The following is an 18,225-nucleotide window of genomic DNA, read 5'->3' as shown; positions in this document are numbered from 1 at the left end:
CCATGCGCTCCCTTACCCTCCACCTGAAAATCCTGATCACCCTATTGGTGGTGCTGGGCCTTTCGGTCACGGCCTATCAGATTTTCGTGCTGGGCATTCCGGTGACCGAAGACGCCACCGACGACTTGTGGAACATCGACGCCAAGGTCGAGTTCGTCGCCAGTGCCAAGGACCCGGTCAAGATCCAGATGTTCGTGCCACCGCTGAGTCGCGACTACGTCAGCCTCAATGAAAGCTTTATCTCCAACAACTATGGCGTTGCAGTGAACCGCGTCGACGGCAACCGCAAGGTCACCTGGTCGGCACGCCGGGCCAAGGGCAACCAGACGCTTTACTACCGCCTGGTGCTGACCAAGCGCTACACCGGTGAAAAATCCAAAGTCAAAGGCCCGACCTTCCGCGACAGCATCGCCGTCGAAGGCCCGGAGAAAGTCGCCGCCGACGCCCTGCTCGCGCCGATTCGCCAGCACTCGGCAGACGTCGAGACCTTCATCGGCGAAGCGATCAAACGCGTCAACAATTCCAATGACGACAATGCAAAACTGCTGCTGGCCGGCGATCCGTCACCAGCGCACAAAGCGAAAATCGTCGAACTGCTGCTGTCCATCGCCCACGTACCGTTGGAAAAGGTCCACACCATCCGCCTGGTCGCCGATCAGCCGCAAACCCCGGAGCTCTGGCTGCGTAGCTTCAACGGCACCGACTGGCTGTACTTCAACCCGGAAACCGGCGAGCAAGGCCTGCCCACCGATCGCCTGCTGTGGTGGACCGGCGATGACAACCTGATCACCGTCGAGGGCGGCAAGAAGGCCAACGTCACCTTCAGCCTGAACAACAGCGAAATGAACGCCATTCGCCTGGCCAAGCTGACCGACGAAAATACCGACGCCAGCTTCCTCGATTACTCGCTGTACGGCTTGCCGCTGCAAACCCAGCAAACCTTCATGATCATGGTGATGATCCCGATCGGCGTGCTGGTTATCCTGATCCTGCGCAACCTGATCGGCTTGCAGACCCTCGGCACCTTTACCCCGGTGCTGGTTGCCCTGGCCTTTCGCGAAACCGGGTTGGGTTTCGGCATTACGCTGTTTACAGTGATCACGGCACTGGGGCTTTCGTTGCGCTCCTACCTTGAGCACCTGAAGCTGCAAATGCTCCCGAGGCTGTCGGTGGTGCTGACCTTCGTTGTGGTGCTGATTGCCGCCATCAGCCTGTTCAGCCATAAACTGGGGCTGGAGCGCGGGCTGTCGGTAGCGCTGTTCCCGATGGTGATCCTGACCATGACCATCGAACGCCTGTCGATCACCTGGGAAGAACGTGGCGCCGGGCATGCGCTGAAAGTCGCGATTGGTACGCTGTTCGCCGCCTCTCTGGGACACCTGATCATGAGCATTCCGGAACTGGTTTATTTTGTGTTCACCTTCCCGGCGATCCTGTTGATCCTGGTGGGCTTCATGCTGGCCATGGGTCGCTATCGCGGCTACCGCCTGACCGAGCTGATGCGCTTCAAAGCCTTCGTCAAGGCCGATTCGTAATGTTCGGTTTCTGGAAGACCTGGAAGGCCCTGCACGCCCAAGGCATCATGGGCATCAATCGGCGCAACGCTGACTACGTACTCAAGTACAACAAGCGCAGCCTGTACCCGATTGTCGATGACAAGATCATCACCAAGGAACGCGCAATCAAGGCCGGCATTCACGTGCCGGAAATGTACGGCGTGATCTCCACCGAGAAAGAAATCGAAAAGCTCGGCGAGATCATCGGCAACCATAGCGACTTCGTGATCAAACCGGCACAGGGTGCCGGCGGTGACGGCATCCTGGTGATCGCCGACCGCTTCGAAGGCCAGTACCGCACGGTTTCCGGAAGGATCATCAGCCATGAAGAAATCGAGCACCAGATCTCCAGCATTCTGACCGGCCTGTATTCCCTGGGCGGTCACCGCGACCGCGCACTGATCGAATACCGGGTGATTCCCGACCAGATCTTCAAAAGCATCAGTTATGAAGGCGTGCCGGACATCCGCATCATCGTGCTGATGGGTTACCCGGTGATGGCCATGCTGCGCTTGCCCACCCGGCAATCCAGCGGCAAGGCCAACCTGCACCAGGGCGCTATCGGCGTCGGTGTCGACCTGGCCACCGGCATGACCTTGCGCGGCACCTGGCTGAACAAATTCATTCTCAAACACCCGGACACCACCAACGCGGTAGATGGCGTGCAACTGCCCTACTGGGACGGTTTCATGAAACTCGCCGCCAGCTGTTATGAGCTGTGTGGCCTGGGCTACATCGGTGTCGACATGGTGCTGGACCAGGAAAAAGGTCCGCTGATTCTCGAACTCAACGCACGGCCCGGGCTGAACATTCAGATCGCCAATGATTGCGGGTTGACCACGCGCACTCATGCAGTCGAGGCACGCCTGGAAGAGCTGAAAGCCAGAGGGATTACCGAAACACCGCAAGAGCGCGTGGAGTTTGTTCAGCACATGTTCGGGAATATTCCCTCGGCCGAAGACTAAGCCTTTGTGGCGAGGGAGCTTGCTCCCGCTGGGGCGCGAAGCGGCCCTAAAACCCGACAACACAACCTTACAAGCAGAACACATGTGCCGGTTTTACGACTGCTTCGCCCGAGCGCGGACCGCCCCAGCGGGAGCAAGCTCCCTCGCCACAGGGTTTGTGCAGTCGCACATGATGTATCTCTTCCCGACATCCCCTCTAGGAGCAAATCCCGCAGAGGACTACAATCGCCACCCCCGCCTCGATGGCTGATCTGCCCCGCTCATGTTGACCTGCTCCGTATACCCGCTTCCCTATCGCGCCAACCCCGCCGAGTATTTCGCGGCGATTCGCCATGCCCCGGGCAGCGTACTGCTCGACAGTGGCCGACCGAGTGCCGAGCGCGGACGCTATGACGTGCTCAGCGCCTGGCCAGTGGCAACACTGGCGGTTTCGCCTGACGAAAGTGGCGGCGCATTCCTGCAACGCCTGCGCGACACGCTGGCCCGGCTCGGCAATGCAGCGATCCCGGCCCCCTACGAATTACCCTTCGCCGGTGGCTTGATCGGCTACCTCAGTTACGATTTCGGCCGTCACCTGGAGGCCCTGCCCTCCCAGGCTCACGATGACCTGCAACTGCCCGACGCGCGCTTCGGCCTGTATGACTGGGCGTTGATCAGCGATCACCTGACCGGCAGCAGTCAGTTGGTGTTCCATCCCAACCTGATCGAATCCGAGCGCCAGCGCCTGATCGAACTGTTCAGCCAGCCCGCCGCTGCAGCGACCGAACCGTTCACCCTGAGCGGCGCCATGAGCCCCGATCTCAGCGCCAGCGACTATCAGCAGGCGTTCGTGCGTATCCAGCAGTACATCCAGGCCGGCGACTGCTATCAGGTCAACTTCGCACAACGCTTTCGCGCACAATGCCAAGGCGATCCGTGGACCGCGTATTGCGCGCTGCGGGCAGCTTGCCCAACACCGTTCTCTGGCTTCCAGAGCCTGCCCGACGGCGGCGCGGTGCTGAGCCTGTCGCCAGAGCGTTTCGTCAAAGTCAGCGAAGGCCACGTGGAAACCCGCCCGATCAAAGGCACTCGCCCACGTGGTCAGAACGCCGCCGAAGATGCGGCCAACGCTGCCGAACTGTTGGCCAGCCCCAAGGATCGCGCGGAAAACCTGATGATCGTCGACCTGTTGCGCAACGATCTGGGCCGCACTTGCCGCATTGGCTCGGTGCGCGTGCCCGAGTTGTTCAGCCTGGAAAGTTACCCCAACGTGCATCACCTGGTGAGCAGCGTCACTGGCGAATTGGCTGACAACAAAGACGCCCTCGACCTGATCGCCGGCAGCTTCCCCGGTGGCTCGATCACTGGCGCACCGAAAATCCGCGCCATGCAAATCATCGACGAGCTGGAACCAACCCGCCGTGGTTTGTACTGCGGTTCGTTACTGTATCTGGACGTACGCGGGGAAATGGACAGCTCGATCGCCATCCGTAGCTTGCTGGTCAAGGATGGCCAGGTCTGCTGCTGGGGCGGCGGCGGGATCGTCGCCGATTCAGACTGGCAGGCCGAATATCAGGAGTCCATCACCAAGGTGAAGGTGTTGCTCGAAACCCTGCAAGGCCTCTGATGCATGGCTGTTGTGGCGAGGGAGCTTGCTCCCGCTGGGGAGCGGAGCGCCCCCAAAACCTGACGCCGCGAATCTTCAGAAAGTTCGCGTGTACTGGTTTACGACTGCTACGCCCGAGCGCGGACCGGCCGGCGGGGGCAAGCTCCATCGCCACAGAGTTCACTTACAAACTCAAATCACGGTTTGAAGCTTTGAGAAACTCCTGCTTCAGCTCGGCGAAGCTATGCACCGCCGGGAACTGCGGGAACTCGCGGATCACGTTGTCTGGTGCGTGGAACAGGATTCCGGCGTCCGCCTCACCCAGCATGCTGGTGTCGTTGTACGAATCACCGGCGGCGATCACCCGATAATAGAGGCTCTTGAAGGACAATACCGACTGACGCTTGGGATCTTTCTGACGCAGTTGATAGCCCGTCACTCGACCGGTGTCATCCGTAATCAGACGATGGCAGAGCAAGGTCGGGAAGCCCAGTTGACGCATCAGCGGCTGGGAAAACTCGTAGAACGTGTCAGAAAGAATCACCACCTGGAAGCGCTCGCGCAGCCAGTTGACGAACTCGATGGCACCGTCGAGTGGCTTCAGGGTGGCGATCACTTCCTGAATATCGGACAGCTTCAGGTCGTGCTCGTCGAGGATGCGCAGGCGCTGCTGCATCAGCACGTCGTAATCGGGAATATCCCGGGTGGTTGCCTTGAGGGATTCAATCCCGGTTTTTTCGGCAAAGGCGATCCAGATCTCCGGGACCAACACACCTTCCAGATCGAGACAGGCAATTTCCACAAGACACTCCCATTTGTACTGATTATTGAGTTGAGCGAGCAAAAGGACTGCCGAACTCTAGCGAGACATACCGACCGACGCAACGCAGAGGAGCGCCCCTGTCGCTTCGGGATTTTGCTACCATCGCCACCATATAGAGCGCTTAGCGCCACCGACCTGTAGGAAACCGCCCTGATGAGCCCATCGTTCGACGTTACTGAACTCGCCGCGACCTATGCCACCAAATCCGCCCAGGACATTCTCAAACTCGCCTTTGCCGAGTTCGGGGACGACCTGTGGATCTCCTTCAGCGGCGCCGAAGACGTGGTGCTGGTGGACATGGCCTGGAAAATCAACAAGAACGTCAAGGTCTTCAGCCTCGACACCGGACGCCTGCATCCGGAAACCTATCGCTTCATCGATCAGGTGCGCGAGCACTACAAGATCGAGATCGAACTGGTCTCCCCGGACCATACAAAGCTCGAACCGTTCGTCAAAGAAAAAGGCCTGTTCAGCTTCTACAAGGATGGCCATGGCGAATGCTGCGGCATCCGCAAGATCGAACCACTGCGCCGCAAGCTGTCCACCGTCAGCGCCTGGGCTACCGGCCAGCGCCGCGACCAGAGCCCGGGCACCCGCAGCCAGGTTGCCGTACTGGAAATCGACAGCGCGTTCTCGACGCCTGAGCGCACTCTGTATAAATTCAACCCGCTGGCACAAATGACCAGCGAAGAGATCTGGGGCTATATCCGCATGCTGGAGCTGCCGTACAACAGCCTGCATGAACGCGGCTTCATCAGCATTGGCTGTGAACCGTGCACCCGCCCGGTACTGCCAAACCAGCACGAGCGCGAAGGTCGCTGGTGGTGGGAAGAAGCCACGCAGAAAGAGTGCGGCTTGCACGCGGGCAACATCATCCAGAAAGCCTGACCCTCGCCCTGCGAAATCCCCCCGTGGGAGCCACGCTCCCACATCAGCTCCGTGTCGTATGCAAAATGTGCACTCGAGATCCCATGTGGGAGCGCGGCTTGCCCGCGATGGCAGCGACTCGGTCCGCAGGCCTACTCAAACAGCACTGAACCGCTGCGCCAATTGCTGCTCGGCGAACTGCTCGATGATGAAATCAACGAATGCCCGCGTCTTGCCGGGCAGCAGTTTGTGTTCGGCATAGTAGATCGAGATGTTGCCATCATCGACGTACCAGTCCGCAAGCACGCGCTGCAAAGTGCCGGCATTCAGGTAGCCGACCGCAAACGGCATGCTCACCAACGCAATCCCCAAGCCTTGCGCCGCAGTAGCGCAAGCCGCTTCGGAGTCACTCATGGTCATCCGCGCCTTGAGGCTCAGCGGGCTGTGTTCCTGACGACGGCTGGTCAATTGCCAGGAACGCACGCGACCGGTCTGCGGTGAACGAATCAGAATCCCGTCGCAGTCACTTAAATCATCCGGCTCACGAATAGCCTCGCGCTGCGCCAGATAATCCCTGGATGCCACCAACACCCGGTGAGCCGGCGTCAGCTTGCGCGCCACTACCCCTGGCGGCAGTTCAAAACCGCCACCAATCGCTGCGTCGAAGCCTTGGCCGATCAAATCGACCTGGCGGTTATCAAAATGCCAATCCGGATTGATCGCCGGAAAACGCCGCAGAAACTCACCCAGCAGCGGCACGATGTACAGCCGTCCAAACACCGTGCCCATGCTGACTTTCAGCGTCCCGGCCGGACGCCCTTCAGCGCTGGCCAGATTGGCCACGGCATTTTGAATGGTGTGCAGACTGGCGCTGACTTCGCCGAGAAACAACTGACCGGCTTCGGTCAACGTCAGGCTGCGCGTGCTGCGCTGAAACAGCCGAACACCCAGGCGCGCCTCAAGTTTGGCGACACTTTTGCCTACCGCGGCGGGGGTCAGGCTCAGGCGCCGCGCGGCTTCGGCGAAGCTGCCGACCTCAGCGCTGCGCACGAAGCATTCGATACTGCTGAAGGTTTCCATGGTCGCCACTATAAACTTCTGGTTTACACAGACTATAGCAATGACCGTCTACACAGGGGGTAATCCAGTATCGATACTAGGCTCCATCAACCGAGACATTTCGCCTCGGGACTTTGGAGATAGACATGACCACTCAGAACCTCAGCGGTAAAGTAGCTCTGATCCAGGGCGGTTCCCGCGGTATCGGCGCCGCCATCGTCAAACGCCTGGCCGCTGAAGGAGCAGCGGTTGCCTTCACTTACGTCAGCTCGGCTGCCAAGGCTGAAGAATTGCAAAACAGCATCACTGCTACCGGCGGTAAAGCTTTGGCCATCAAGGCCGACAGCGCTGATGCGGCCGCCATTCGCAATGCCGTCAACAGCACCGTCGAAACCTTTGGTCGCCTCGATATTCTGGTCAACAACGCCGGTGTGCTGGCCGTCGCCCCGCTGGAAGACTTCAAACTCGAAGACTTCGACCAAACCCTGGCGATCAACGTACGTAGTGTGTTCATCGCGACTCAAGAAGCGGCCAAACACATGACCGCAGGCGGTCGCATCATCAACATCGGCAGCACCAACGCCGACCGCATGCCCTTCGCCGGTGGCGGCCCTTACGCCATGAGCAAGGCGGCGCTGGTCGGCCTGACCAAAGGCCTGTCCCGCGACCTGGGCCCGCGCGGCATCACCATCAATAACGTGCAGCCTGGCCCGGTCGATACCGACATGAACCCGGCCCACGGTGATTTCGCCGAGAGCCTGATTCCTTTGATGGCTGTTGGTCGTTATGGCACCGCCGCCGAGATCGCCAGTTTCGTTGCTTACCTGGTCGGCCCGGAGGCCGGCTACATCACCGGTGCCAGCCTGAGCATCGACGGTGGTTTTGGCGCCTGATTCAGCTTTTTTGCAGCATAAAAAAACGCCGGGCAACCCTTGATCAGGTTGCCCGGCGTTTTGTCGTTCAGCGTTCGTTACACCTGTTCGAGTGCCGGCAAGCCGTAGGTGTGCGGTTGGAACGCTTTCAACGTACGCAGAATGCTGTCGGCATGCGCGTACTTTTCGTCGGCCATGGCCGCATCCGGTACGGCAATCGCGGTCATTCCCGCCGCTTTTGCTGCTGTGACGCCAAATGGCGAGTCTTCAAACACCAGGCAATCGCGCGGTGCCACCCCCAAGCGTTGCGCAGCGATGAGGAAAATATCCGGCGCTGGCTTGGCCGCGCCGACCTCAGGATCATCAGCGGTCACAATGGTGTCGAACAGCGCAAACCAATCGCCATGCAAGGTGGTTTTCTGCCCGAATGACTGACTCGAAGAGCTGGTGCCCACGGCAATCGGAATATTGTTCGCCTTCAAATGCTGAACCAGCTCCTGCGCCCCCGGCATCGCCAGCGCACGCGGGAAACGTTCACGCATCAATGGCTCGCGGATCAGCAGAAACTCTTCGGCGCTGATCGGCAGCTCCAGCGCCTCGACGACATAGCGCGCCAGATCGCCAGCACCGCGGCCGATGATGTTCTGCTTGATGTGCCAGTCGAAAGTTCGGCCGTAGCGTTCAGCAATGATTTGCGTGACCTCGGTGTAGATACCCTCGGTATCGAGCAACAGACCATCCATATCGAAAATCACGGCCTTGATCGGGCCGAAGTCGAGCGGTGCATTCATCGCATCTGATCCGTTATCAACACAACATTCCGGGAAGCGGCTCAGGTACGGCCAGTGCCTTGATCGACCGAAAAAAGGATCGACCAAAGGGCACAGCAGCATAACGAGCGCGGCTCACATGCGGCAACTGTTTGCCGCACCTCCCCCTCAGATCACGGCCTAGGGTGTGTAGTGAGCGCAGGGAAAGCGCCGCACTGTCACTTATAGAAATATAAGAAAATCATTGCACAACTTATGGAAGACTTATTAAGCTCTCATGAACGAAATCTACTGGACCCGCAAAGCCGTAAAGCAACTGCTCAGGGTACACACGGAGCACCGGGTGCAAATCCGCGATGCCGTAACGCAGTTGGAGCGCATGCCCGACGCAATCAACGTCAAGGCGCTGGCCCTGCACAATTGCGGGTATCGCCTGAGAGTCGGTAACTACCGGGTTCTGTTTGACTGGGACGGCTCGGTCCAGGTGGTCAGCATTCAAGAGGTCAAAAAACGTGACGAACGCACCTACTGACATACAAATCATCAACGGCCCGGACGGTGAGCCAGCCTTTGTGGTCATCCCCTACCAGCAATATGTCGCTCAACACGGCGACACCGAGCTGATTCCTCATCAGGTGGTCAGTCGTATTGTCGACGGCGCCACCCCAATCCGCGCCTGGCGTGAACACTTGAACCTGACGCAGGAAGAAGTCGCAAAGCGGATGGGAATTTCACAACCTGCGTTCGCCCAGCAGGAGGCGGTGAACAAACCGCGCCGCGCCACTCGGGAAAAGATCGCCATGGCGTTCGGGATCAGGGCTGATCAGCTGGAGTTGTGAAGTCCGGGTCATTGCAGGCTCTGGATTCAGGTAGCGCACTAGCATGGGGTGCCAGGGGTCGAGTCACCCAAAACGAAAAAGCCCGGCAATCAGCCGGGCTTTTTCAAATCGTATCGCTGGAACCAGTGCGCTTACTTGCCCATGAGCGCGCCGCCGGCTGCGCCACCAAGGCCAGCACCAATGGCGGAACCGGTCTTGCCGCCCAGCGAGTTGCCGATGACCGAACCACCCGCTGCGCCTACACCACCGCCGATTGCTGCTTTAGCGCGATGGCCCTTTTTCGCGCCGGCAGCACTGCCTGCCGCGCCTGCAACGCCTGCACCGATCGCCGCGCCGGTGCTGCCACCGAGCTTCTGACCGACCACATTACCCAGCGCACCACCCAGGCCGCCGCCGAGCGCTGCGCTACCATCACCGGCCATTGCGCCTTGAGCGACCAGAAGACCCAGAACCAGAGCAGGCAAAGTTAAACGCATGACATGAACCTCAAAAAGGGTACTGATTAGTAAAAAACCGGATGCTTAAAAAGGCCGTCGGTTCAGTCAAAGAACCGGCCCAACCCTCATGAGCGCGAGGGTTGGACAGTTTATACGCAAAGAGTTTTATCGCAGGCAAAAAAAAAGCCCGCTGGGGAGACGGGCTAATGGAATTGCTTTTTAACGGATGAGTTGAGCCTACGGATATGCTTGTGAAAGAAGCGTGAAAGAAACGCCCGAAAATCAATAATGTTGATACCGCGCATGACACGTCACAAGCTCCCACTAACCTCCTGCACCACTCCACACGCTCAGACACCACTCACAAAAAAAACCCGCTCAATGGCGGGGTCAGTCTAATTTTCAATTACTTGCGTACAGGCACGGAGACCTTGGGCATAAACGGCTTTGCGGTGTTTTTTGTCACCGCAGGCAGCCTGGCCTTGCCCGGTTTGGTCGGTGTTTCACCAAACCCCGCCACATAATCCGTCTGGCCACATTGCACACAATTGTTGACCGGATACTCAGCGCCATCATCTTCAATGTAAGGAATGCTCATCTATCAGTCCCTCCAGACAGATCGATACCGGCAAGCAATTGATTGCCTAAAAAAATACCGACCTCCAAGGTTTCTGAGACTAGCCGGTCATTCCCAGACCAATGATTCAAATGCGCAACACCCGACGAACGGCCAGGAAAAGCCTCTGACTTCCTCTACCTGTTTCTGACAGATAAAACGTCAATCAGCCTATTTGAGCGTCACCGCCGTTCCGGTCACAAACACCACCAGCATGCTGCCCCTGCCCGAGGGCATACTGATCTCGAAGTCCACCCCGACCACCGCATCCGCCCGAAGACTCTGCGCACGCTCCTTGAGCTCATCCGTTGCCTGGGCTCGCGCCTCCTTCAACGCCCTTTCCAACGTCTGGGAACGCCCGCCGAAGAAATCCCGCATTCCGGCGAACATATCCCGCACAACGTTGATGCCCTGCACGGATTCGGCGCTGACAATGTCCAGGTAGGCTGCGATCTGACGACCTTCGATGGATTGGGTGGTGGTTATGATCACGTGGCATTCCTTTATTGACTGAGTGTCAGCCATGCTGCTGGCTGAAGCTGGAGAGACATACATACTAAGGACTAAGTTCATCCCGCGGTTTTGATGTTGGGTGCACAGGAGGTCGTATGACGGTATTTTTGCTGCTGTACCTATGCACTGACGCCTCCCGCACTGACTGCCAGGTGATACCCGTGGAACACTGGGTACACGCTGATGCTTACAAACAATGCATGGCCGCAGCCAAAAAGCTGACGATCGATCTCACCGCCAAGAATCGAAAGAGCAATTACTTTGTCTGCGAAACTCAAGTCGGTCAGTGACCGCCAATGAAGACACCTGTTAGTGTTCTTGCATCAGGAAAAAGTCGCCAAGCCGTCTCGACGGATACACCCCATGCCCAGCAACGCCGCTTCGACAGCTTCATCCAACGGCGTATGCGGCTCGCGCCCCAGCACCTCGATCAATCGCGCATTGTCCATCTGCACTGGCGTGCGCCATAAATAACGCATTTCCAGCATTTCACGGAAGGTCACGACAAAAGGCGAAGCCAGTGTCAGCAACCACCACGGGAACGCTGTCACTCGCGGCTCCATGCCCGCGTGCCGATAAACAACACGCTGGATAGCACGGCTCATTCGGGTACCGTCGGTATCCAGATGACCAGCCATATGAAATCTTTCGAAGGCTTGGAGTGTGGTGCGCCGCTCCAGCAACTCGACCATGCTCCGCGCAACGTCAGGCAGATAGGCCCACTGGTGAGCAACGCCCTGCTCACCTGGATAACTCACTGCGTTGACGGGTCTCCCCGGCTTGATCAAGCCCATGGAAAACCAGTTGTTACCGGCTCGCGGCCCGAAAAAATCTCCGGCGCGAACGATCAACGCACGAGCCCCCTTGTCAGCAGCCTTGCGCAAGCGCTGCTCCATCTCCACCCGAATAGCGCCTTTTCGGGTAAGCGGCTGCTGTGGTGAGTCTTCATGCAATACCGGAAAAGCATCAGGGCCAAAGTTATAAACCGTACCGGGCAGCACAATGGTTGCACCCTCGACCACGGCCGCAGCGATGGTGTTGTCGAGCATCGGCAACACCAGCTCCGGCCATCGACGATAGCCCGGCGGATTGACCGCATGCACAATCACCGAGCAGCCCTTCGCGGCCTCGATAACCTCCTGCCGATTCAGCGCATCAGCGAGTAACCACGTGATGTCCACTTGTTGATCGACAGCTTTTTCGAGATGACGTGTTAGTGCGCACACCTCCCAACCGGCGTCTTTCAATTGACGCGCCACTTCCCCGCCAATCCCTCCTGTCGCTCCCAGTACCAGCACTTTATTGCTGTTCATGCCCGACACCTCAAGGTTATAGAGGGCTGATACTGAGCGAATGGGCGCTATAGATAAATTGCAGAAGATCAGCGGGACGCTATACATTTATGCATGGCATCGAATATTGGTTGGGAGCTCTATCGATCCTTCCTGGGCGTACTCAATGAAGGATCGCTGTCGGGCGCGGCGCGCTTGCTCGGCATCACACAGCCAACGGTCGGCCGGCACATCGCCGCGCTCGAAAAAGCGCTGGATGTCGTTTTGTTTACACGATCACAAACAGGGCTGATGCCCACCGAAGTGGCACTGACCCTGCGCGCCCACGCACAAACCATGGAAAGTACAGCGGCCTCGATTGAGCGAGCCGCCTCAAGTCAAGGCGCGGCTGTACACGGGATTGTCCGTATTTCAGCCAGCGACGTGATTGGCGTCGAAGTATTGCCACCCATCATCACCCGGCTTCGCCAACAACACCCGGCGTTAAAAGTAGAACTCGTACTGACTAACCGCGTGGTCGATCTCTTGCAGCTCGAAGCCGACATCGCCGTGCGCATGATGCGCCCCCGCCAAGAGCAGCTGGTGGCACGTCGGATCGGTAAAATCGAACTTGGGCTACATGCGCGTGCCGAGTACTTGAACCAACATGGCATGCCGCGCGACCTCAACGAACTGGCCGGCCATTCGATCATCGGCTACGACCAGCCGAACGCCTTTATCCGCAATATCACCAAGTCCATCAAAGGCATTGACCGCCAGCTCTTCTCACTGAGCAGCGACAGCGATCTGGCGCAGCTGGCATTGATACGCGCGGGGGCCGGTATCGGCTTCTGCCAGGTTCCGCTGGCCAAGCGTGATGCAGCATTGCAACGCGTGCTGTCGACGACGTTTTCGCTGGGATTGGACACCTGGGTCACCATGCATGAAGACTTGCGCAATAGCCCGCGATGCCGCGCGACCTTCGACGCGCTGGTTGAAGGGTTGCAGCGGTATGCAAGTCCGGATGGGCAGGATGATTGAGATAGCGCCTTAGACATCCACTCCAGTTACAATTTGATACCTATTCACTCCTGCAGACTCACAGCCATGACTGAAGACTTCGAAGTCCCCAGCCCCCACGAAAAGCATCTGGAACACGCGACCGAACACGCCCAGGCCCGAGGGGACAGTTTCGCCAGCAAGATAGCGGTGATGACGGCGATCATGGCAACCATCGGTGCCATGCTCAGCTACCAGGCGGGCTCCACGGAAAGCGAAGCGGCCATGGACAAGAACAACGCCGCCATCAAAAAAACCGAAGCCTCCAACGAATGGAATTACTACCAGGCGAAATCCAGCCGACAAAACCTCTCTGAACTGGCGATTCACATCCCCGGCCTCGATGCCGCGCACTACACCGCCGAAGCGCAACGCTACAAAACCGAAAAAGAAGAAGTGCGCAAGAAAGCGGAAGCCCTCGAAGCAGAAGCTCGCGAGTGGGATGAAAAATCAGAATTGGTATTGCATCAGCATCACCGTTGGGCACAGGCAATGACGGCGATTCAGATTGCCATTTCGCTGGCAGCGATCACTTTGTTGACGCGTAAGGAGTGGCTGAAACGGGTCGCGTACAGTGCCGCTGGCATTAGCGTCGTGCTGGGTTCGCTGGCGTGGTTGCATCTATGAGTTTATTGAGGGGGACGACATCAGGTCATCCCCCTTCGACCCGGCTTTTTGGCAAGCAGGCAATCAATAAACATTCGTGACCAGAACAGACGGCCAAAGCAGCAGTGCGCGCATCCGGCATCATTCCAACGTCAATTCATCAGGCAGGAATTACAAACAGTCGTGCACCGACTTCATCAGAGCGCGGGATTTGGCCCACGGCGGGCCTTGATACAGCGATACGCGGCTCCCATTCTTGTACTTCACGATATCCAGCGTCTCATCGGCCGTCACAACGCTCGGCGCAGTAATCCGGTAGCCGTTTGAAATCGAGGTCTGGGTGGTTTTAGGAATCTCGCGCTGCCAGGCCGGCAGAACGCACTGGGCGTAATCCTTGGGAACCTTGGCAGTGATCTCGCTGACATTTGGCTCACCCGGCACCAAGGAAGCCGGCAAAGAGCACCCAGCCAACGCTGCAACAGCAAGCGCACCTATCAAAACTCGCATAATTGTTCTCTGCAATAAAATGTGGCAAATGTAACGTGTGGCCGGGTAGACATCCAGCGTAATTAAGGGAACGTACTGTTGCAGTATTGAGAACAAACCTATCGAAAAGGAACGCTTTCGCGCGTTTCTGAAAGTCGCTCTGCTTCTTGTCGCAAACCCCGCCACGCGTGGGTTTCCTGTTATCTGCCCTTCCCTTGCACGCCAATGCCCCAGCCTTGAGGATATTTGGCGTACACCACCGAACTCGACTTTACTTTTATTGATGCACCCAAGAGTTTTTTCACGACACTCACTTTCGGGAGCCCAGTCATGAACACCCATCTATTCGCACTGGTCGTCGTGCTGTCCGCGGTGGCTGGATGCAGCTCCGAGACATCGGTCTATCGAGAGCAACCGCTGGTCGCAAAGGTAGAAATGGGCATGAGCAAGGATCAAGTCCAGCAAATCGGCGGCAAACCCTTATCAATCAGTGATCGCACCGTCGAGCCCGGCACCTGTTTTGACTACATGCTCACGCAAGCCGGCCAAAAGCACACGTTCAATGTCAGTTTCGATGCTCGAGGCAAAGTCGACCATAAGAGTTTTATGACGTGCGCGGAATGGAGTCACGTGCAACAAAAGGCCAGAGAACCATCCGGCAGTATGGGTGGGATGGGTGGTGGCGGTTATTAGCCGATGACAGCCCTTGCCCTCACGGACTTCTATCTCCCTCTCCGACATCAGTTCAACAGTATTTCGTCGCAGAGTCGTTGACGCGCCCCTTTTTGGGGCGTGGAATATTCTGGATGTGTTGACGTTTGGTGGCGAACCGGGTTGCGATGCCCTGCATCAAATGGGCAGCGTCGCGGTCATCACAAAACATCAATAGCCCCTGATGCAACAGATGTCGGGAGGATTTCCACATGGCTAAAATAAAAGTTCTAGCTGGTGATTTTCTTCATGGAGTGGGGGCGTACGACTCCGGTGTTGTCAGTATCGAGACAGCACTCTATCCGTGGCCAGGTATCAGTGTCCCGGTTACCGATATCAAACACATTAACGTCATAAACCAAACTCCGATCGCACTGACACAACGCTGTGCCGGAATGGGCTTGGCCGCTGCGATGGCTATTGCCCCCACCTGGTCCGTGACAGACACCGCCATGGCCCGGGCTGATGCAGACGTGACGTTCTGGATTGAGCTCAGGGATGGCAGGAAAATGCTCTGCCTGACAGATATCGACACCTATCGACATCTGGAAGCGGGATGCTCGCACCCCATCTCGGGAATCGACCAAGAGGAGAGGTGACAATGGCCGACGGCAGCCTGATCATCAAAGGCGAATGAGCCGGTGAAAGCCCTGCCTCTTGCCGGGAAACCGGCAAGGGGCTTTTAGAGAAGCTTGATCAACACCGCAGTGACCGCAGCCACCGTGCCGATCAGGCCAGTCGCAACGGCAACCGGATACCAGAAAGTTTCACGGGTCATCTTGCCGGCCTCGGCGTTCAGCTTGCGCTGCTCAGCCATCAGCTTGACGATTTCCACGTGAACCTTTTCCAGTTCGGCCTGTTGCATTGTCAGCTCCTGCATAACGTTCGTCCTTTCGGGTGGCGGATTGCGTCGGGTACGCTGCGCTTTGATTCATTTTCTACCCTGATGATGTGAAATGAATACCCCTTCCGGACGGGTTTCGTGTGAAGCGCTCAAACCCATGGAAGCGCTCAAGCACCCGGCTTTTCAGCGTTACTTCCCACACCTCCATCATTTGCCCTACAGCAATTTCGGAAGTCCCCCCGTAATGGCCTAATGAAAAAGCCCAGCGCTAGGCTGGGCTTCGGAATCGAGGACCATAGTGTTGTTGCCAATCAGTTAAGCCGTATCACGCACCGCAGCTGGCGAAGCCTGCTGCTACAGGTCAAGCATCAGCATCGTGCCCTGAGTCTCCCGACTGACCGACATTAGCCAATGGGCTGCTTTTGCCGGCCTTAACGGCACTCATGTTGTTCCACTTCGGTTAATCGCTCAACGAGCTCGTTTTGATCGTAAAAGAAGGTGAGGATTTATTTAACAAACAAAAGGGGAAGACTCGTAAGCCCTCCCCTTTCGTTCACCCCACGGTGCTATCCAAACGCACCTTCCCTGTACGCCTTGTGCCAGACCAACCCCGCGGCACTGTTGCCATACGCAAAGAGAGGCAGGCTATCGATTGAACCGCTCGACCAGTGAGTACTGAGTGGCCGCCGTTTTAGTCAGCTCGTTGCTGAGCTCTGCCGAGTGATGGGCTTGCTCTGAAGTCTGATCTGCCAGGTGCGCAATGGTGCTGATATTGCGGCTGATTTCCTCGGCAACGGCAGTTTGCTCTTCGGTAGCGGCCGCAATCTGAGTGGTCATGTCGGTGATATTGGCTACGGCTTCGCTGATACCCACCAACGCCTTGTCTGCTTCAAGTACCCACGCCACGCCCTCTTCGGCCTGACGATGACCACTTTCCATGGTCTGCACAGCGTTATTGGAGGACGTCTGGAGCTTGGTGATCAGGCCATGGATCTGTGTCGTCGACTCGGACGTGCGCTGCGCCAACTGACGAACCTCGTCAGCCACCACGGCGAAGCCTCGACCCATATCGCCAGCACGTGCCGCTTCGATCGCGGCATTCAGGGCCAGCAGGTTCGTTTGATCGGCAATGCCCTTGATCACGTCGACGACTGTTCCGATTTCATTGCTGTCCTTGGCCAACTGCGCCACCGTTTGCCCGGTTTCACCGACCACGGCAGAAAGACGCTCGATGGCTTCTCGGGTGTCTCTGGCCACATCGCGTCCGCGCCCGGTCAGCTGGTTAGCCTCCTGGGTGGCGTCAGCGGTGCGCTGGACATGGCTAGCAACGTCCTGCGTGGTCGCCGCCATTTGATTGACCGCGGCGGACACTTGCTCGGTTTCGACACGCTGTCGATCAAGACCTTGCGAGCTATCGGACGCCAGAACGTTGGATCTTCCGGCAAGCCCGCTGAGTTGCTCTGCAGTGTCTTGAAGGCGCGTCAGGCAGGTCTTCAGGCGCGCGTCCTGACTGACAAAAGCCGTTTCCAATCGTGCTTGAGGCCCCCGCTCATCGCTGTACATCTGTGCGATGAGTTGATCGGACGTGGAAGGTTCAGCCATCTGCAACAGACGCAGAGTGCCTCGCTGTTGCCAGCGGGACGTCATCAGGCCGAATGGAACCGAGACGCCTGCCGCGACGACAAAAGCCAGCGTGGAATCGAGGAACATCCCCCCCAAAGTGCCCACCAGCCCCATAACCAGATACGGCAGGCAATCCTGGAGGACAGGTTGCCACTTGTCTCGAGTGGGAATGGCCGGCTTTCCCTGACTGATGCGCTTGTAGAGGGCTTCGGCGCGGCGGATCTGTTCGGCGGTAGGTTTGACCCGGACCGACTCAAAACCAACCACTTGGCTGCCTTCAAAAATCGGTGTGACGTAAGCGTTGACCCAGTAGTGATCGCCATTCCTGGAGCGGTTCTTGACGATCCCCATCCAGGGATTGCCTTGCTTGAGAGCGCCCCACATATGGGCAAAAACCGCGGGTGGCACATCAGGATGGCGAACGATGTTTTGAGGGGCGCCAATCAGATCGGCTCGGTCGAAACCACTGATCTCGACGAAGGCGTCATTGCAGTAAGTGATGACGCCTCGGACATCGGTTGTCGAGATCAGTTTTTGTTGAGGTGCAAGCGCGATTTCACGTTGCGTAACGGGTTGGTTGTTTCTCATTCCTACTGCTCCCTGTGTCCTGTAATAGTGCCATCGGCAGGCATCAGGAAAAGGTTAGCTGGACTTTCAAAAAAACCCTTTAATAACAATGAGTTGCATTATACCAATTCGATTAAATTGGATCCAAGACAGCTT

22 protein-coding genes are annotated in these 18,225 nt (G+C 57.7%); 12 read left to right on the top strand and 10 right to left on the bottom strand.

Annotated features, from left to right (window positions below; genetic code table 11):
- The first annotated feature begins 2 nt into the window (after positions 1 to 2).
- The 3 genes from AABM55_RS09675 to pabB all read left to right on the top strand — a co-directional run bounded on the left by AABM55_RS09675 (position 3) and on the right by pabB (position 4,127).
- Entirely contained in the window at positions 3 to 1,535 is a 1,533-nt protein-coding gene (locus tag AABM55_RS09675; protein ID WP_054593264.1) for an inactive transglutaminase family protein, read from the top strand.
- Positions 1,535 to 2,521, top strand: coding sequence for an alpha-L-glutamate ligase-like protein (locus AABM55_RS09670; protein ID WP_347929420.1), 987 nt, complete (start codon positions 1,535 to 1,537; stop codon positions 2,519 to 2,521). Before AABM55_RS09675 ends, AABM55_RS09670 begins: the two co-directional genes overlap by 1 nt.
- 262 nt (positions 2,522 to 2,783) lie before the next feature.
- The gene (pabB, locus tag AABM55_RS09665) at positions 2,784 to 4,127 is read left to right on the top strand and encodes an aminodeoxychorismate synthase component I (RefSeq protein ID WP_347929419.1); all 1,344 of its coding nucleotides are present in this window, start codon (positions 2,784 to 2,786) and stop codon (positions 4,125 to 4,127) included.
- A 163-nt stretch (positions 4,128 to 4,290) separates the two neighbouring features.
- Here pabB and thrH read toward each other — a convergent pair whose 3' ends face one another.
- On the bottom strand, positions 4,291 to 4,908 hold the full coding sequence (gene thrH, locus AABM55_RS09660; RefSeq protein ID WP_347929418.1) for a bifunctional phosphoserine phosphatase/homoserine phosphotransferase ThrH: 618 nt from the start codon (positions 4,906 to 4,908) through the stop codon (positions 4,291 to 4,293).
- A 174-nt stretch (positions 4,909 to 5,082) separates the two neighbouring features.
- Between thrH and AABM55_RS09655 the strand changes: the two genes are divergently transcribed.
- On the top strand, positions 5,083 to 5,817 hold the full coding sequence (locus AABM55_RS09655; protein WP_054593268.1) for a phosphoadenylyl-sulfate reductase: 735 nt from the start codon (positions 5,083 to 5,085) through the stop codon (positions 5,815 to 5,817).
- 135 nt (positions 5,818 to 5,952) lie between these two features.
- Here AABM55_RS09655 and AABM55_RS09650 read toward each other — a convergent pair whose 3' ends face one another.
- Complete coding sequence (locus AABM55_RS09650) at positions 5,953 to 6,876, bottom strand: LysR family transcriptional regulator (RefSeq protein WP_347929417.1); 924 nt, start codon at positions 6,874 to 6,876, stop codon at positions 5,953 to 5,955.
- 125 nt (positions 6,877 to 7,001) lie between these two features.
- Between AABM55_RS09650 and AABM55_RS09645 the strand changes: the two genes are divergently transcribed.
- Complete coding sequence (locus tag AABM55_RS09645; RefSeq protein WP_347929416.1) at positions 7,002 to 7,748, top strand: 3-oxoacyl-ACP reductase family protein; 747 nt, start codon at positions 7,002 to 7,004, stop codon at positions 7,746 to 7,748.
- Positions 7,749 to 7,825: 77 nt separating this feature from the next.
- On the opposite strand, the gene AABM55_RS09640 is transcribed toward AABM55_RS09645, so the two are convergent.
- Positions 7,826 to 8,518 carry an HAD-IA family hydrolase gene (locus AABM55_RS09640; RefSeq protein ID WP_347929415.1) on the bottom strand — a complete coding sequence of 231 codons (693 nt, stop codon included), beginning with the start codon at positions 8,516 to 8,518 and terminating at the stop codon, positions 7,826 to 7,828.
- A 256-nt stretch (positions 8,519 to 8,774) separates the two neighbouring features.
- Here AABM55_RS09640 and AABM55_RS09635 point away from each other — a divergent pair, with 256 nt between their 5' ends.
- Positions 8,775 to 9,029, top strand: a complete 255-nt coding sequence (locus AABM55_RS09635; RefSeq protein ID WP_103315387.1) for a type II toxin-antitoxin system RelE/ParE family toxin — start codon at positions 8,775 to 8,777, stop codon at positions 9,027 to 9,029.
- Positions 9,010 to 9,336 carry a helix-turn-helix domain-containing protein gene (locus tag AABM55_RS09630; protein WP_054593273.1) on the top strand — a complete coding sequence of 109 codons (327 nt, stop codon included), beginning with the start codon at positions 9,010 to 9,012 and terminating at the stop codon, positions 9,334 to 9,336. The genes AABM55_RS09635 and AABM55_RS09630 overlap by 20 nt, the downstream gene beginning before the upstream one ends.
- Before the next feature lie 131 nt (positions 9,337 to 9,467).
- Here the strand turns inward: AABM55_RS09630 and AABM55_RS09625 are convergent, their stop codons facing one another.
- The 3 genes from AABM55_RS09625 to AABM55_RS09615 all read right to left on the bottom strand — a co-directional run bounded on the left by AABM55_RS09625 (position 9,468) and on the right by AABM55_RS09615 (position 10,881).
- Positions 9,468 to 9,812: a hypothetical protein gene (locus AABM55_RS09625; protein ID WP_054593274.1), complete on the bottom strand. Its 345-nt coding sequence runs from the start codon at positions 9,810 to 9,812 to the stop codon at positions 9,468 to 9,470.
- A 367-nt stretch (positions 9,813 to 10,179) separates the two neighbouring features.
- Positions 10,180 to 10,371, bottom strand: a complete 192-nt coding sequence (locus AABM55_RS09620; RefSeq protein ID WP_054593275.1) for a hypothetical protein — start codon at positions 10,369 to 10,371, stop codon at positions 10,180 to 10,182.
- Positions 10,372 to 10,560: 189 nt separating this feature from the next.
- Entirely contained in the window at positions 10,561 to 10,881 is a 321-nt protein-coding gene (locus AABM55_RS09615) for a YbjQ family protein (protein ID WP_054593276.1), read from the bottom strand.
- Between the two features lie 116 nt (positions 10,882 to 10,997).
- Here AABM55_RS09615 and AABM55_RS09610 point away from each other — a divergent pair, with 116 nt between their 5' ends.
- Positions 10,998 to 11,192, top strand: a complete 195-nt coding sequence (locus AABM55_RS09610) for a hypothetical protein (RefSeq protein ID WP_054593277.1) — start codon at positions 10,998 to 11,000, stop codon at positions 11,190 to 11,192.
- 33 nt (positions 11,193 to 11,225) lie between these two features.
- On the opposite strand, the gene AABM55_RS09605 is transcribed toward AABM55_RS09610, so the two are convergent.
- Positions 11,226 to 12,215, bottom strand: a complete 990-nt coding sequence (locus tag AABM55_RS09605) for an SDR family oxidoreductase (protein WP_347929414.1) — start codon at positions 12,213 to 12,215, stop codon at positions 11,226 to 11,228.
- Positions 12,216 to 12,308: 93 nt separating this feature from the next.
- Between AABM55_RS09605 and AABM55_RS09600 the strand changes: the two genes are divergently transcribed.
- On the top strand, positions 12,309 to 13,214 hold the full coding sequence (locus AABM55_RS09600; RefSeq protein WP_347929413.1) for a LysR family transcriptional regulator: 906 nt from the start codon (positions 12,309 to 12,311) through the stop codon (positions 13,212 to 13,214).
- Positions 13,215 to 13,280: 66 nt separating this feature from the next.
- On the top strand, positions 13,281 to 13,859 hold the full coding sequence (locus tag AABM55_RS09595) for a DUF4337 domain-containing protein (protein ID WP_054593280.1): 579 nt from the start codon (positions 13,281 to 13,283) through the stop codon (positions 13,857 to 13,859).
- Positions 13,860 to 14,009: 150 nt separating this feature from the next.
- On the opposite strand, the gene AABM55_RS09590 is transcribed toward AABM55_RS09595, so the two are convergent.
- On the bottom strand, positions 14,010 to 14,345 hold the full coding sequence (locus AABM55_RS09590; protein WP_347929412.1) for a hypothetical protein: 336 nt from the start codon (positions 14,343 to 14,345) through the stop codon (positions 14,010 to 14,012).
- Positions 14,346 to 14,654: 309 nt separating this feature from the next.
- Here AABM55_RS09590 and osmE point away from each other — a divergent pair, with 309 nt between their 5' ends.
- Both osmE and AABM55_RS09580 read left to right on the top strand, forming a co-directional pair.
- The gene (osmE, locus tag AABM55_RS09585; protein WP_347929411.1) at positions 14,655 to 15,017 is read left to right on the top strand and encodes an osmotically-inducible lipoprotein OsmE; all 363 of its coding nucleotides are present in this window, start codon (positions 14,655 to 14,657) and stop codon (positions 15,015 to 15,017) included.
- A gap of 230 nt (positions 15,018 to 15,247) precedes the next feature.
- Complete coding sequence (locus tag AABM55_RS09580) at positions 15,248 to 15,634, top strand: hypothetical protein (protein WP_347929410.1); 387 nt, start codon at positions 15,248 to 15,250, stop codon at positions 15,632 to 15,634.
- An 83-nt stretch (positions 15,635 to 15,717) separates the two neighbouring features.
- Here AABM55_RS09580 and AABM55_RS09575 read toward each other — a convergent pair whose 3' ends face one another.
- Together AABM55_RS09575 and AABM55_RS09570 are read right to left on the bottom strand one after the other, a co-directional pair.
- On the bottom strand, positions 15,718 to 15,900 hold the full coding sequence (locus AABM55_RS09575; RefSeq protein WP_081013684.1) for a hypothetical protein: 183 nt from the start codon (positions 15,898 to 15,900) through the stop codon (positions 15,718 to 15,720).
- A 624-nt stretch (positions 15,901 to 16,524) separates the two neighbouring features.
- Entirely contained in the window at positions 16,525 to 18,090 is a 1,566-nt protein-coding gene (locus AABM55_RS09570; RefSeq protein ID WP_347929409.1) for a PAS domain-containing methyl-accepting chemotaxis protein, read from the bottom strand.
- Between the last annotated feature and the right edge of the window lie 135 nt (positions 18,091 to 18,225).

It is taken from the genome of Pseudomonas helvetica (assembly GCF_039908645.1).
GTDB lineage: Bacteria > Pseudomonadota > Gammaproteobacteria > Pseudomonadales > Pseudomonadaceae > Aquipseudomonas > Aquipseudomonas helvetica.
Note: the sequence above shows the minus strand (reverse complement) of the source record. Positions and strands in the feature narration are given on the sequence as shown.

Coding starts and splice junctions, on each gene's coding strand:
- AABM55_RS09570 (WP_347929409.1), bottom strand. CDS start 18,090: ATGAGAAACAACCAACCCGTTACGCAACGTGAAATCGCGCTTGCACCT.
- AABM55_RS09575 (WP_081013684.1), bottom strand. CDS start 15,900: ATGCAACAGGCCGAACTGGAAAAGGTTCACGTGGAAATCGTCAAGCTG.
- AABM55_RS09645 (WP_347929416.1), top strand. CDS start 7,002: ATGACCACTCAGAACCTCAGCGGTAAAGTAGCTCTGATCCAGGGCGGT.
- AABM55_RS09580 (WP_347929410.1), top strand. CDS start 15,248: ATGGCTAAAATAAAAGTTCTAGCTGGTGATTTTCTTCATGGAGTGGGG.
- AABM55_RS09600 (WP_347929413.1), top strand. CDS start 12,309: ATGGCATCGAATATTGGTTGGGAGCTCTATCGATCCTTCCTGGGCGTA.
- AABM55_RS09640 (WP_347929415.1), bottom strand. CDS start 8,518: ATGAATGCACCGCTCGACTTCGGCCCGATCAAGGCCGTGATTTTCGAT.
- AABM55_RS09610 (WP_054593277.1), top strand. CDS start 10,998: ATGACGGTATTTTTGCTGCTGTACCTATGCACTGACGCCTCCCGCACT.
- AABM55_RS09650 (WP_347929417.1), bottom strand. CDS start 6,876: ATGGAAACCTTCAGCAGTATCGAATGCTTCGTGCGCAGCGCTGAGGTC.
- AABM55_RS09655 (WP_054593268.1), top strand. CDS start 5,083: ATGAGCCCATCGTTCGACGTTACTGAACTCGCCGCGACCTATGCCACC.
- AABM55_RS09595 (WP_054593280.1), top strand. CDS start 13,281: ATGACTGAAGACTTCGAAGTCCCCAGCCCCCACGAAAAGCATCTGGAA.
- AABM55_RS09670 (WP_347929420.1), top strand. CDS start 1,535: ATGTTCGGTTTCTGGAAGACCTGGAAGGCCCTGCACGCCCAAGGCATC.
- AABM55_RS09635 (WP_103315387.1), top strand. CDS start 8,775: ATGAACGAAATCTACTGGACCCGCAAAGCCGTAAAGCAACTGCTCAGG.
- AABM55_RS09675 (WP_054593264.1), top strand. CDS start 3: ATGCGCTCCCTTACCCTCCACCTGAAAATCCTGATCACCCTATTGGTG.
- osmE (WP_347929411.1), top strand. CDS start 14,655: ATGAACACCCATCTATTCGCACTGGTCGTCGTGCTGTCCGCGGTGGCT.
- AABM55_RS09605 (WP_347929414.1), bottom strand. CDS start 12,215: ATGAACAGCAATAAAGTGCTGGTACTGGGAGCGACAGGAGGGATTGGC.
- pabB (WP_347929419.1), top strand. CDS start 2,784: ATGTTGACCTGCTCCGTATACCCGCTTCCCTATCGCGCCAACCCCGCC.
- AABM55_RS09590 (WP_347929412.1), bottom strand. CDS start 14,345: ATGCGAGTTTTGATAGGTGCGCTTGCTGTTGCAGCGTTGGCTGGGTGC.
- AABM55_RS09625 (WP_054593274.1), bottom strand. CDS start 9,812: ATGCGTTTAACTTTGCCTGCTCTGGTTCTGGGTCTTCTGGTCGCTCAA.
- AABM55_RS09620 (WP_054593275.1), bottom strand. CDS start 10,371: ATGAGCATTCCTTACATTGAAGATGATGGCGCTGAGTATCCGGTCAAC.